Below are 13,343 nucleotides of genomic sequence, written 5' to 3'. Positions count from 1 at the left end.
GCCGGGCCGTTCGCGGTGCGAAGGTGCGGCCACGACTCCGACTACCTGAAAGGGGAGCCGATGACCGGCGACCGAACCCGGCCGGATCTGCGCGCGCTGCTGGCCGCCAAGGGGTTCCGGAACTGGATCAGCGAAGGCTGGGAGCCTGCCGACACCGCCGTCGATCTGCCGTCGGGCACCGCCGAGGCGGCCGCGGCCCATCGCGGCAGGCTGTCGGCGGAACTGCCCGGTCAGCGGATCGCGCTCGCGGCCGGCCGGGCGGTGGTGCGGTCCAACGACACCTTCCACGGCTTCCGCGCCGACAGCGACTTCGTCTGGCTCACCGGTTGTCAGCGCGAGGGCGCGATCCTCGTGATGACCCCGGCTGGGGACAGCCACCACGCGACGCTCTATGTCCCCCGCCCGGCGGAGCCGGACGAGCCCGATTTCGTGGGCGACGCCGACACCAGCCCGCTGTGGGTCGGCTCCGCCGCCGGGCCGTCGGCCTACGGGGACGCGCTCGGAATTGACTGCCGTCCGCTGGAGGACCTTCCACACGGTCTGCGCGGGCGGTACCCGAGCTTCCTGACCGGTGCCGGGGTCGATTCCGCGCTCGACGCGTTCGGCTTCGGCCACAGCGATCGGCTTCGGACCGTCCTCGCGGAGTTGCGCCGGATCAAGGACGACTGGGAGATCGGCCAGTTGCGCGACGCCGTCGACGCCACCGCCCTCGGCTTCGCCGACGTGCTGGCCGCGCTGCCGGAGGCGGTCCGCGGCGGTGGGGAGCGCTGGCTGCAGGGCACCTTCGACCGCCGCGCCCGCACCGAGGGCACCGGTCCCGGCTACACCTCCATCGTGGCCGCCGGGCCGCACGCGCCGATCCTGCACTGGACGCGCTGCGACGGGCGGGTGACCGAGGACAGCCTCCTGCTGCTCGACGCCGGAGTCGAGCTGAATTCCCTGTACACGGCCGACATCACCCGCACCTTCCCGGTCGGCGGTGAGTTCACCAAGGCCCAGCGTGACGTTTACGACCTCGTGCACAAGGCGCACGTCGCGGCCCTTGGCGAGGTCCGGCCCGGTCAGGACTACGGCGCGTTCCAGGCGACGGCACTGCGGGTGCTCGCGGAGGGCCTGCACGATTGGGGCCTGCTTCCGGTGTCGGTGGACGAAGCGCTGTCGCCGGACGGGCAGCAGCATCGGCGGTACATCGTCTGCGGTACCGGCCACTTCCTCGGGCTGGACGTCCACGACTGCGCCGCGGCGCATCCCTCCGCGTACCGGGAGGGCGCCCTCGCCGAGGGGATGGCGCTGGCCGTGGAGCCCGGTCTGTACTTCCACGCCGGCGACCTCATCGTGCCACCCGATCTGCGCGGCCTCGGCATCCGGATCGAGGACAACGTCGTGGTCACCGGATCGGGGCACGACCTGCTCTCCGGCGGTTTCCCTTCGACTGCCGACGAGATCACCGCCTGGGTCCAGGCAGCCAGGAGCTGAAGAACGGACGAGGGCAAGGCGCCAAGGAGTCTGGCACGCTCTTGACCGTCCACAAGGGACGCCGGTCGGGCAGCGGTGTCCATTTGGGCACTTTGCGCGGGATCGTGAGTGGGTAGTGAGCGTTCTAGCGAGGCTTCTCTTAGGTAGTACATGAAGGACCCCTTCCTGTACCTGGGCGCAAGGATGGGGTCCTTCATGTACTGGGAACGGTGTGAAGGTCGAGTTTCCTCGGCTGAGCCGAGGGAAGGGGGCCTTCACGCGCTGTCGCTGTAGTGCCGAGGCTCAAGGTGGCGTTCTTGCGCCCCCGGCGTCGGCCCGGGCCGAGCTCAGCCCTTCACGGACTCGCGATCCCGACCCGCCCGCCGCGTTCTAACCCCGCACCGGAGGGCCGAGTTCCGGCCCTCCGGTGTCCCGTCAGTACCGGATGGTGTGCCCGGCGAGGATCCGCTCGGCGGCACCGGTCGTGGACAGGCCGGCGGCGGGCCGGTCCACGGCGAAGTACTCACGGAAGTCCTGGCTGAAGTGGCGGGTCATCAGCGCGATCGTGCGGTTCCAGTTCCCGCCGTCCGGCCCGCCCGGTGCCCACAGGTCCAGCAACGACGAGCCGACCCGGCCCTGCACGGTGTCGCCGTCGTCCCAGCCGGGTGTCGAAGCGTCGTTCTCGAAGCTGTAGGAACTCCCGTTGTCGTAGACGTAGCGGTAGTCGCCGAGCGCGTAGGCGGCGACGGCGTCCGCGAAGCCTTCGGTCCACGCGCACGATTCCGAGCTGTGCTTCTCGATGTAGTGCGGGTTGCAGCCGTCGACCACGGGGAAGCCGCGCCCGTAGAGCTGCCACTGCAGCCAGTGTCCGGCCTCGTGGAGGATCAGGTGCTTCGAGTCCGGCATCGTCGCGCCGAGGAAGACGTAGTTCGTGTTCGGGTAGTCCCAGTAGCCGCCGTCGGCGACCTTCGGATCCCAGACGAAGGTGATCTGGTCGCAGCGTCCGTCGGACTGCCGGGCCGTCCAGCACGACGAAGACGGGTTGGCGCGTTTCCAGTAGAGGACGTTGAGCGTGTCCACCACCTTCCATGCCCGCTGCAGCGTCGACGGCACCTTCACCGTGCCGAGGTCGAGGGTGCCGGAGACATTCGTCCGGCGTGCCGAGTCGAACGTGTGGTCGGTGGTGTTGTTCGCGGCCTTGACGACCCGCCACATCGAGGTGCTGCTCGACCGGAACCGCACGTACGCCTCGGCGAGCGAGGCGGTGTGGCAGGCGGTGAACCGGCCGTCGGACGCGCCGGTGATGCCGGCGGTGAGCCGGGTCGTCGCGCCGGAACCGGTGCGGCCCCACAGTTCCCAGTTCGCGTTCCGGGCCACCTGCGTGCGAAGGGGTTTGCTCGTCCCGGCTTCCGCGTCGAGATGGTCGAAGGCGAGCGTGCCGGTGAGACAGGCGTTCGCGGCCGCCGTCGCCGGTGTGACGGCCACGGCCGCGGTCAGCCCGAGGGTCGTGATGAGCACCGCGCCGAACGCTCGAAGTCGTCGGCTCGCGGATCTGCGGATCAGCTGCACGGGGGATCTCCTCGCTGGAAGGAAACGACGGTGCGCCCGTGACCCTGTGTCGACGGTGACACACCGGTTGGTGATGGAGTTTCATCGCGGCCGGCGCCGCCCACCATCGCGTCGCCCCATCGGCCACGGCTATGCCCTGGTGTCGGGACGCGTGTCATGATGTCCGCGAACTCGATCGGCAAAGCGAACGATTCGCCCATCCGGTCGTACGGTTTGACGAACGACAGGGGAGAAGCGGTGGAGGACGAGACGCCCTCGATCCGGGACATGCTGGCGGTCAACCTGCGTGCGGCCAGGGCGGCGAGGGGCATCTCGCTGTCGGAGCTTTCGCGGCGTTCGGGCATCGGCAAGGCGACGCTGTCGCAACTGGAGTCCGGCGGCGGCAATCCGACCATCGAGACGGTGTTCAGCCTGTCCAGGGTGCTGGAGGTGGCGATCTCGGATCTGCTCGACCACCGGGCTGGCGGCGCCCTCACCGTGGTGCGCGGTGCCGACGTCGAGGTGCTCAGCGGTGAGGGAGTGGATCTCCGGCCACTGCGGCGGATCGAGACCGGAGACGGCGTCTTCGAGGTGTACGACCAGGTGGTGCGCGGTGACGCGCCGCAGCGTTCGCAGGGGCATGTCGGTATCGAGCACACCATCGTGCAGTCGGGTTCGCTGCTGGTCGAGGTGGCGGGCCGCAGTGTCGAGGTCGGACCGGGGGACTACGTCGCCTTCGACGCCCGCGAGCCGCACTGCTACACCGCTTCGGAGGGGCCGGTGCACTCGGTCCTGCTGCTGCAGTACCGCGCCGATGAACGGCTCGACGGCAGGCCTCATCCGGTGCTGAAGGGCTGACCGCGCCCGAGGTATTGACACGTCTCCGGACGGGAACCTACCCTCCGATCGTTCGCTTTACCGAACGCTGGAGGGTCGATGAACCGAACGCGCGTGGTCGTGCTCGGCGCGGGCATCGTCGGCGCCGCGTGTGCCCGTGAGCTGAGCCTGGCGGGCTTCGACGTCGTGGTCGTGGACCGCGGCCGTCCCGCCGGGGGCACCACGTCGCACGGTGAGGGCAACATCCTCGTCTCGGACAAAGGGCCCGGAGCCGAACTCGAACTCGCAAAGCTCTCGATCGCGCTGTGGCCCCGGCTGGTCGCCGAGATCGCCGACGAGGACGCCCACGCCGCTTCGTCGATCGAGTACGACCCCAAGGGCGGCATCGTGGTCGCCACCACGGACGACGGCGCCCGCGCTCTCACCGCGTTCGCCGCGTCGCAACTCGGTGTCCGCGCGGAACCGTTGTCTCCCAAGGAACTCGCCGAAGCGGAACCCGCGCTGACCCGTGAGGTGACCGCCGCGTTCCGCTACCCGGAAGACGCCCAGGCCCAGCCCGCGGGCGCGGCGCTCGCGCTGCTGGGCTCGGCACTGCGCCACGGCGCCCGGCTGCGGTCCGACACCGAGGTGCTGGGCGCGTCCGTCCACAACGGACGGATCACCGGCGTCCGCGTGCCCGGCGAGGTCATCGAGGCCGACGTCGTCGTGAACGCCGCGGGCCCGTGGGCCGGTCAGGTCTCGGCGCGCCTCGGTGCCCCGATCGCGGTCCGCCCTCGCCGTGGCGAGGTGCTGGTGACCACCCCGATGCCCGGTGTCGTCCGGCACAAGGTCTACGACGCCGATTACGTCGGCGCGGTCGGTGCCGATTCGGGTGAGTTGCAGACTTCAGCCGTCGTCGAGTCGACCTGGGGTGGCACCGTCCTGATCGGCTCGTCACGCCGCCGGGTGGATTTCGACGACGCGATCCGCCCGGCCGTGCTGAGCGCCATCGCGGTCAAGGCGCTGCGGCTGTTCCCGGCACTCGCCGACGTCGCCATCATGCGCGCGTACGGCGGTTTCCGGCCCTACGTGGACGACCATCTCCCGGTGCTCGGCGAGGATCCGCGGCTGGAGAACCTCTGGCACGCCACCGGGCACGAGGGCGCCGGGATCGGATTGAGCGTCGGCACCGCGCGGTTGCTGCGCGAACTGCTCACCGGGGCGGAGTCCGCGATGGACGTCGAAGAGTTCACTGTGGACCGTCCGGCCGTCCTGGCGGAGGTGGCCGCATGAGCGGATGGCTGCTGCCGCGCGATCGCGATCCGGTGGGCCGCACCGACCGCCCGATCCGGATCACCGTCGACGGCGAGACCCTCACCGGGATCGCCGGGCAGAGCGTGGCGGGAATCCTGCTCGCCGTCGGCCGGACCTCCTGGCGGACCACACGGTCCGGCGCGCCACGCGGGGTCTTCTGCGGGATCGGAGCCTGCTTCGACTGCCTTCTCACCGTCAACGACGTGCCCGACGTCCGTGCGTGCCGCCGCCCGGCCGCCGACGGCGACGAAATCCGCACCCAATCCCGGGAGGAGACCGCGTGAACGTGGTGATCGTCGGCGCGGGGCCCGCCGGGCTCGCGGCGGCCGAGCACGCACTGCGGGCCGGTGCCCGCGTCACCGTGCTGGACCAGGCGGACGCTCCCGGCGGCCAGTACCACCGGATGCTGCCCGAGGCTTACGCGGCGCGGCGTCCGGAGCGGGTCCAGCACGGCCGGGCGGAGTTCGACCGCCGCCGCCGGGTGCTCGCGCATCCGCGGTGCCAGTGGCTGCCCGGGTCCACGGTCTGGGCGTTCGACCGGGTGGAGAAGCGGGTTCACGTCCTGTGGGGACAAGCCGACGGCGGTGGACGGCGGCGGCTGTCCCTCGTCCCGGACGCGCTGATCCTGGCGACCGGCGCGCACGACCGCACTCTGCCGTTCCCCGGCTGGGAACTGCCCGGCGTGTACACCGCGGGCGCGGCACAGGCGCTCGCGAAGGGCGAGCGGGTCGCGATCGGCGAGCGGGTCCTCGTCGCCGGGGCCGGGCCGTTCCTGTTGCCGGTCGCGGAATCGTTGCTGGGCGTCGGCGCCGAAGTGGTCGCGGTGCTGGAGGCGAACCCGTTCACGATCGTCCGAAAAGGATGGTCGGCCCGCCCGTGGCGTCTGGCCGCCCACGCCGGGAAAGCGGGTGAACTGGCGCGGTACGCGGCGACGCTGGCGCGTCATCGGGTCCCGTACCGGCTGGGCCGGGCCGTGATCGAGGCCCGCGGGGCCGATCGCGTCCGCGAGGTCGTGACCGCGAAGGTCCGCGCGGACTGGTCGATCGTTCCCGGCACCGAGCGGACGTACGAGGTCGACGCGGTCTGCGTCGGGCACGGCTTCACACCACAGCCCGAGCTGGCCGTCGCCGCGGGTTGCCTCCTGGACGGCGGTTTCGTCCGGGTCGACGGCGCGCAACGGACCACAGTGGACGGTGTCTTCGCCGCGGGCGAGATCACCGGCATCGGTGGCGCGGTCACCGCCGCCGCCGAGGGTGCGGTGGCGGGATGCGCCGCCGCCGGGGGTGAGCCGTCGCCGGGGTTGATCCGCGCCCGCGACCGGGCCCGGAGCTTCGCCGAACGCCTCGCCACGGCCCATCCGATCGGCACGGCATGGCGAAGCTGGCTGCGCGAGGACACGATCGTCTGCCGTTGCGAGGAAACCACGTACGGCGAACTGACGCGTGCGGCGGGGGACGCGGCCTGTCCCGGACCGCACGCACTGAAACTCGGCACCCGGGCCGGCCTCGGCCCGTGCCAGGGCCGTATCTGCGGTCCGACCGTGTCCGAACTCTGCGGTGGCACCGAACGGCACCACCGCCCGATCGCCCAGCCGATCCGGCTGGGCGAGCTGGCCGCCCGAATCGAAGGAGAACCTGAATGAGCACCCCCGACCTCGGTGGCGTCGTCGTCGCGACCGCCCTCCCGTACCGGGCGGACGACTCGGCGCCGGCCGGGCTGGCCGTGGACTACGACGCCTACGCCGCACACTGCCGGTGGCTGGTCGACAACGGCTGCCGGGGCGTCGGACCGAACGGTTCCCTCGGCGAATACTCCTCGCTGACCGACGAGGAGCGCCGTCGCGTCGCCCGCACCGCGATCGAAACCGTCGGCGACGACGGGATCGTCGTCGCCGGCGTGCACGGCCCCGGCTCGCACCAGGCCAAGCACTGGGCCGAGGTGGCGGCCGAGGACGGCGCCGACGGCCTGCTGTGCCTGCCGCCCACGATGTACCGCGCGAACCGCGGCGAGGTGCTCGCGCATTTCGAGGCGGTGGCGTCGGTCGGGCTGCCGGTGATGGTCTACAACAACCCCATCGACACCAAGGTCGACCTCACGCCCGCCCTGCTGGCCGAGATCGCCCGGATCGACAACGTGGTCGCGGTCAAGGAGTTCTCCGGCGACGTCCGGCGGGTGCTGGAGATCCGTGAGCAGGCACCGGGCCTCGACGTGATCAGCGGCGCCGACGACGTCGTGCTGGAAAGCCTGCTGATGGGCGCGACAGGCTGGTTCGCCGGGTTCCCCAACGTTTTCCCCGCCGAGTCGGTGCGCCTGTTCGACCTGGCGCGGTCCGGAAAACTCGAAGAGGCCAGGGCGCTCTACGAGCCGCTGGTGGCCGCGTTCCGCTGGGACTCGCGCACCGAGTTCGTCCAGGCGATCAAACTCGGGATGGACCTCGTCGGCCGCTACGGCGGACCGTGCCGTCCGCCCCGGGGCCCGCTGACCGACGACCACCGCGAGCAGGTCACCGCCGACATGCGCCGCGCGCTCGCCTCGCTGGGGGTGGCGTAGGTGCGGTCGATCCGGTCGATCACCGCCGTCGACTCGCATACCGAGGGCATGCCGACCAGGGTGGTGACCGGCGGGATCGGCGTCATCCCCGGCGACACGATGGCCGAACGCCGCCGGTACTTCATGGACCACCTGGACCACCTGCGGCAGTTCCTGATGAACGAGCCGCGCGGCCATTCGGCGATGAGCGGCGCGATCCTGCAGCCACCGTCGAGGCCGGACGCCGACTGGGGCGTGGTGTACATCGAGGTGTCCGGCTGCCTGCCGATGTGCGGGCACGGCACGATCGGCGTGGCGACCGTGCTGGTGGAGACCGGCATGGTCGAGGTGACCGAACCGAAGACCGTGGTACGTCTGGACACCCCGGCCGGGCTCGTGCACGCCGAGGTCGAGGTCCGGGACGGCCGCGCCGTACGCGTCAAGCTCCGCAACGTCGCGTCGTTCCTCGCCGAACGTGACGCGGTCGTCGAGGTGCCGGGGCTCGGCGAGGTACGTTACGACCTGGCCTACGGCGGCAACTTCTACGCCATCCTCGAACTGTCCCAAGTGGACATCCCGTTCGACAGGGCGGCGAAGGACCGGATACTGGCGGCTGGGCTGGACATCATGGCGGCGATCAACGAGCAGCGTCCGCCGAAACATCCGGCGGACCCGCTGATCGGCGGCTGCAAACACGTCCAGTTCCTCGCTCCGGGGTCGGACGCCCGGGCTTCCCGGAACGCGATGGCGATCCATCCGGGCTGGTTCGACCGGTCGCCCTGCGGCACCGGCACCTCGGCCCGGATGGCGCAGCTGCACGCCCGCGGCGAACTGCCGCTGCACACGCCGTTCGAGAACAGCTCGTTCATCGGCACCACGTTCACCGGCGAGCTGGTCGCCGAGACCACCGTCGGCGGCGTCCCCGCCGTGGTGCCGGAGTTCTCCGGGCGCGCGTGGATCACCGGCAACGCCACCTATCTGCTCGACCCGGACGACCCGTTCCCCGCGGGATTCGTGCTCTGAAGCAGCGCGAGAGGCAAGGAAACCGCGCGCCCAAGGTGGCATTGGGGACGCTCACCGTCCCCAATGCCACCTTGGGCGCACCCAGGCCGGAGAGGAAGCATGAAGCACATCGAGAGGGCGGCGGAGATCGTCGGTGCCTGGGCCGCCACCGACCCGAAGACGCGCACCGCCGTGATCACAGGTGTCGCCGACGCGCTGGACGCGGCAGGCCGGTCTCTGATCGAGATCGCCGATGCCGAGACCCGGCTGGGGACCCAACGCCTGACCGGCGAGCTGGCGCGCACGACGTTCCAGCTGCGGCTGCTCGCGGCCGAGAGCGGCTCGGTCCACGACGTCCGGATCGATCGCGCCGATCCGTCGTGGCCGCCAAGTCCGCGGCCGGAGCTGCGGAGGTATCGCACTGCTGTCGGGCCGGTCCTGGTGTTCGCCGCGAGCAACTTCCCGTTCGCGTTCAGCGTGGCGGGCGGGGACACCGCGTCGGCGTGGGTGGCGGGATGCCCGGTGGTGGTCAAGGCCCATCCCGGACATCCGGAGCTGTCCCGCCGGACGGCGTCGGTCGTCGTGGAGGCGCTCGGCCGGTGGGGCGCGCTCCTGGGCCTTGTCGAAGGGGAAGACGCCGGGGTGGCGGCGTTGCGCCATCCGGCGATCGCGGCCGCCGCGTTCACCGGGTCGGTGGCGGGCGGGCTCGCACTGGCGCGGATCGCGGCCGAGCGGCCGGTGCCGATCCCCTTCCACGGTGAGCTGGGCAGCGTCAATCCGGTGATCGTCCTGCCCGGCGCCGCGGCGACGCGGGCCGGGGAACTGGCGGCGGGTTACGCCGGTTCGCTGACGCTGGGCAACGGCCAGTTCTGCACGAATCCGGGTCTGGTGTTCGCGCCGTCCTCGGGGCCGTTCGTGGACCTCGTCGCCGAACGGCTGCGCGAGACGCCGGCCGCGCCGTTCCTGAACGACCGCATCGCGTCGGGATTCCACGCCGGTGCCGAGCGGCTGTCCGCGATCCCGGGAATGCGCGAGGTCGTCCGGGGAGCCGGAGCCCGGCTGCTCGAGATCGACTTGGCCGACTTCGTGCCCGATGCGGCCGAAGAGTGCTTCGGTCCGCTGGGTGTGGTCGTGCGGTACTCCCGGCTTTCCGATGTCCTGCCGGTTCTGGCCGCGCTGCCCGGCCAGCTCACGACGACCGTGCACGCCCTACCCGAAGAGGCCTCCGAGATCGAGGCGCTGCGCCCGGTGCTGGCCGCCCGCAGCGGACGGATCCTGTGGGGCGGCTGGCCGACCGGCGTCGCGGTGACCGCCGCGATGCAGCACGGCGGACCGTTCCCGGCGACGACGTCACCGGCGTCGACGTCCGTCGGGACGGCGGCCGTGGAACGCTTCCTGCGGCCGGTGTCCTATCAGGACTGGCCGTCGCACCTGCTGCCGGAACCGCTGCGGGACGACAACCCTTGGGACGTCCCGCAGCGCTTCTCCTGACCCGCGATTCGTCACCTGCTTGCGACGGAAGGGCATCGCAAGCAGGTGACGAATCGCGTCAGGGGGAGACCACGACCCCGCCCTGCACGACGTGCCGGAACTTCTCCGGTTCGGCCAGGACGCCGATGTCGTCCAGCGGATCCCGGTCCACGACCAGCAGATCCGCGTGCGCGCCGGGGGCCAGCGTGCCGATCTCGCCGGTCAGGTTCAGCAGATCCGCCGCGGTCGACGTCGCGGAGCGGATCACCTCCAGCGTGGACTGGACTTCGGCGCGCAACCGGAACTCGTGATTCTGGTGCCGGTGCATCCCGCCGAGCAGATCGCTGCCGTACACCAGTTTCACCCCGCCGCTGGCCGCCCGCTCGAGTGCGGCCATACCCGCGCCGAGAACCTCGTCGACCTTGCGCCAGCTGGATTCCGGCAGCCCGTGCTCGCGTCCTTCCTCCTTCAACGCCCAGTACGTGACCAGGGTCGGCACGAGGTACGCGTCGTGCCGGAGGAACAGTTCGACGCTGAGGTCGTCGATCAGGTTGCCGTGCTCGATCGACCGCACGCCCAGTTCCAGCGCGCGGTTCACCGCGCGGGCGGTGTAGGCGTGCGCGGCGACGTACCGGTTGGCCGCCTCCGCCTCCTCGACGATCGCGCGCAGTTCCTCGGCGGAGTACTGCGTCGAGTCGATCCGGTCGGTGGGGGAGGCGACACCGCCGGAGGCCATCACCTTGATGTGGTGCGCGCCCTTGCGCAGTTCGTCGCGCGCGGCCGCGCGGACCGCGTCGACCCCGTCGGCGACCCGGCCGAGACCGGCGCAGCACGGATGGTCGTCGCTGGCGTTGGCGCCTCGCGTCCGGCTGTCGCCGTGTCCGCCGGTCTGGCTCAGCGCGCGTCCGCAGAACAGCAGGCGCGGACCGCGGAACAGGCCCTCGGCCTGCGCGTCGGCGAGGCCGTAGTCGGCGCCGGAGGCGTCACGGACGGTGGTGAAGCCCCGGTCCAGCATCCGGCTCATCGTGCGGGCGCTGTGCGCGGCCACATAGGACGGCGACGAGGCGGGCAGCGACCCCAGGTCCGCGGTCGAGGCGGTGACGTGCACGTGGGCGTCGACGAGACCGGGCAGCACGAACGCACCGCGCAGGTCCTCGGTCCGCGCGTCACCGGCGGTGAGACCGGTGCCGATCTCGGCGATCCGGCCGTCGGCGCACCGGAGGTCGCCCTCGGTGTACTCGCCCTTGACCGGGTCGAGCAGGCGGGCGTTGCGCAGCAGCAGCGATCCGGTCATCGGGTCTCCTCCAGGAGTTCGCGCAGGGCCGGGGCCGCCAACGGTGCCAGGGATCGGGCGACCGCGACGGAATCGTCGTCATAGCTGCCTTCGGCGTCGAGGATGTTGAGGACGCCGAGGGTGCGGCCGTCGGCCACCACCGGCACGTTGATCACCGCGCCGCAGCCGAGCCGGTCGATGAGTTCGTGGTCGGCGAAGATCTCCCGTACCGCCGCGCTGTCCGGACCGAAGTAGGGCTCCTGCCCGGTGATGCACCGCTCCAGCCAGCCCGCCGCCACCTCGACGGTCTTCTCGCCGCCCACCGGGTACTCGCCGGGATGACTGCTGTGCACGCGCCGCAGCGCCCGCCGTTCGGGTACCCAGGCCAGCACGGTGAACAGCCGTACGCCGATCGAGGCCCGGGTCTTGTCCTCCACAGTGGACAGTGAGACCGTCACTTCGTCATCTCCTTCGCGGTTTTCACGGGCGCGCCGTGTTCGGTCAGTTCTTCCAGGGAACGGCCGGCGGTGGACAGGCCGAACACGACCACGCACACCACCCCGGCCGCCAGGACGGCGGTGGTGAGGCCGAAGACGCCCGCGAAGCCGAGGCTCGCCGCGGACAGGCCGATGATCGTCGGGGCCAGGATGCTGCCGACGCGGCCGAACGCGCTGGACAGCCCGGTGCCGCTGGCGCGGATCCAGGTCGGGAACACCTCGGGGGTGTAGGAGTACACGCCGGCGTAGGTGCCGTTGAGGAAGAACGACAGCACCGCCCCGGCCAGGGTGATCGACCACGGCGCGTCCATCTGGCTCAGCCAGAAGGCGCTCACCGCCGAACCCGCGAGGTACAACGCGATGGTGTGCTTGCGGTCGAGCCGCTCCGACAGCCACGCGGCGGAGAAGTACCCGGGGATCTGTGCCAGGTAGATGATGATGGAGAACTCGAAGCTCTTGGTCACCGTGATTCCCCGCTCGACGAGCAGCGTGGGGATCCAGGAGAAGAAGCCGTAGTAGGAGAACGTGATCACGAACCACACGGTCCAGATCACCGCGGTGCGCCGGGCCATCGCCGGGCTCCACAGGAACTTCAGCGCGCTGAGGAGATTGACCTTGGGGGTTTCCGTCGCGGGCTGGGCCTCGGTCTCCGGGACGGCCGGAAGTTCTTGCCCCGTCGCCTTTTCGACGTCCCGCTCCAGTTTCGCGACGATCTTCTCCGCCTCTGCGTGCCGTCCGTTCGCGACGAGGAACCTCGGCGATTCCGGCAGGGAACGGCGCCACCACAGCAGCATGACGATCGGCAGCGCGGTGATCAGCTGCGCGACCCGCCAGCCCTCCGGCACCGTCGGGACGACGAACCGGCCGATCAGCGCGGCCATGACGAACCCGAACGAGAAGAACCCGGCCAGCGCGCCGACGAACCAGCCGCGCCGCTTGGCAGGGACGAATTCCGACAGGAACGGCGCGATGATCGCGCTTTCGGCGCCCGCGCCCGCCCCGGCCAGCACTCGCGCGCCGAGGAAGACCTCGTAGTTGGGGGAGAACGCGGCGAGCACCGAGAACACCGCGTAGAAGGCCAGGGCGTACATCATGACCTTCTTGCGGCCGATGCGGTCGCCCAGTAGGCCGGCGGCGATCGCGCCGAAGAGGAAGCCGAACGGTGTCGCCGAACCGATCAGCCCGAGCTGCCCGTTGTCGAGGCCCCACGCGGCTTTCGCGCTCGGCAGGAGGAAGGCGACCACGGCGGAGTCCATGCCGTCGAAGGTGTAACCGAGCCCGCCGATGAGCAGGAGTACGTAGTGGGGACGGCTCAGCGGGAGCCGGTCGAGTCGTGCCAGAAGCGTCATGGGGAACGCCTTCCGTGGTTCGGGCGACTGGGGAGACGAGAGTGCGGACAACGTATACTGCGTTTCGTCAAAACTGCAATGGTTGTTGCA

12 protein-coding genes are annotated in these 13,343 nt (G+C 71.0%); 8 read left to right on the top strand and 4 right to left on the bottom strand.

What is annotated here, in order from left to right; all coding sequences use genetic code 11:
* Positions 1–60 precede the first annotated feature (60 nt).
* Positions 61–1,476 (top strand): aminopeptidase P family protein, encoded by a 1,416-nt coding sequence (locus ACIHAO_RS40285; RefSeq protein WP_396567146.1) that lies wholly within the window; start codon positions 61–63, stop codon positions 1,474–1,476.
* 414 nt (positions 1,477–1,890) lie between these two features.
* Here the strand turns inward: ACIHAO_RS40285 and ACIHAO_RS40280 are convergent, their stop codons facing one another.
* Positions 1,891–3,024 (bottom strand): metalloprotease, encoded by a 1,134-nt coding sequence (locus tag ACIHAO_RS40280; protein WP_396567144.1) that lies wholly within the window; start codon positions 3,022–3,024, stop codon positions 1,891–1,893.
* Between the two features lie 237 nt (positions 3,025–3,261).
* Here ACIHAO_RS40280 and ACIHAO_RS40275 point away from each other — a divergent pair, with 237 nt between their 5' ends.
* From ACIHAO_RS40275 to ACIHAO_RS40245, 7 genes are all read left to right on the top strand, one after another.
* Positions 3,262–3,861 (top strand): helix-turn-helix domain-containing protein, encoded by a 600-nt coding sequence (locus ACIHAO_RS40275; RefSeq protein ID WP_396567142.1) that lies wholly within the window; start codon positions 3,262–3,264, stop codon positions 3,859–3,861.
* Positions 3,862–3,939: 78 nt separating this feature from the next.
* On the top strand, positions 3,940–5,112 hold the full coding sequence (locus ACIHAO_RS40270) for an NAD(P)/FAD-dependent oxidoreductase (RefSeq protein WP_396567140.1): 1,173 nt from the start codon (positions 3,940–3,942) through the stop codon (positions 5,110–5,112).
* Positions 5,109–5,417, top strand: coding sequence for a (2Fe-2S)-binding protein (locus tag ACIHAO_RS40265; RefSeq protein ID WP_396567138.1), 309 nt, complete (start codon positions 5,109–5,111; stop codon positions 5,415–5,417). Before ACIHAO_RS40270 ends, ACIHAO_RS40265 begins: the two co-directional genes overlap by 4 nt.
* Entirely contained in the window at positions 5,414–6,775 is a 1,362-nt protein-coding gene (locus ACIHAO_RS40260; RefSeq protein WP_396567136.1) for an NAD(P)/FAD-dependent oxidoreductase, read from the top strand. The genes ACIHAO_RS40265 and ACIHAO_RS40260 overlap by 4 nt, the downstream gene beginning before the upstream one ends.
* Positions 6,772–7,683 carry a dihydrodipicolinate synthase family protein gene (locus ACIHAO_RS40255; protein ID WP_396567134.1) on the top strand — a complete coding sequence of 304 codons (912 nt, stop codon included), beginning with the start codon at positions 6,772–6,774 and terminating at the stop codon, positions 7,681–7,683. The genes ACIHAO_RS40260 and ACIHAO_RS40255 overlap by 4 nt, the downstream gene beginning before the upstream one ends.
* Positions 7,684–8,685, top strand: coding sequence for a proline racemase family protein (locus tag ACIHAO_RS40250; protein WP_396567132.1), 1,002 nt, complete (start codon positions 7,684–7,686; stop codon positions 8,683–8,685).
* A 99-nt stretch (positions 8,686–8,784) separates the two neighbouring features.
* Positions 8,785–10,155, top strand: coding sequence for an aldehyde dehydrogenase (NADP(+)) (locus tag ACIHAO_RS40245; RefSeq protein ID WP_396567130.1), 1,371 nt, complete (start codon positions 8,785–8,787; stop codon positions 10,153–10,155).
* Positions 10,156–10,213: 58 nt separating this feature from the next.
* On the opposite strand, the gene ACIHAO_RS40240 is transcribed toward ACIHAO_RS40245, so the two are convergent.
* The 3 genes from ACIHAO_RS40240 to ACIHAO_RS40230 are packed head-to-tail and all read right to left on the bottom strand — an operon-like array spanning position 10,214 to position 13,253.
* A complete protein-coding gene (locus ACIHAO_RS40240) occupies positions 10,214–11,428 on the bottom strand; it encodes an amidohydrolase family protein (protein WP_396567128.1) in 1,215 nt (404 codons plus the stop codon).
* A complete protein-coding gene (locus ACIHAO_RS40235) occupies positions 11,425–11,865 on the bottom strand; it encodes a GAF domain-containing protein (protein ID WP_396567126.1) in 441 nt (146 codons plus the stop codon). The genes ACIHAO_RS40240 and ACIHAO_RS40235 overlap by 4 nt, the downstream gene beginning before the upstream one ends.
* Positions 11,862–13,253 carry an MFS transporter gene (locus tag ACIHAO_RS40230; RefSeq protein ID WP_396567124.1) on the bottom strand — a complete coding sequence of 464 codons (1,392 nt, stop codon included), beginning with the start codon at positions 13,251–13,253 and terminating at the stop codon, positions 11,862–11,864. The genes ACIHAO_RS40235 and ACIHAO_RS40230 overlap by 4 nt, the downstream gene beginning before the upstream one ends.
* Positions 13,254–13,343 lie beyond the last annotated feature (90 nt).

This window comes from Amycolatopsis sp. NPDC052450, from assembly GCF_044547565.1.
GTDB lineage: Bacteria > Actinomycetota > Actinomycetes > Mycobacteriales > Pseudonocardiaceae > Amycolatopsis.
Note: the sequence above shows the minus strand (reverse complement) of the source record. Positions and strands in the feature narration are given on the sequence as shown.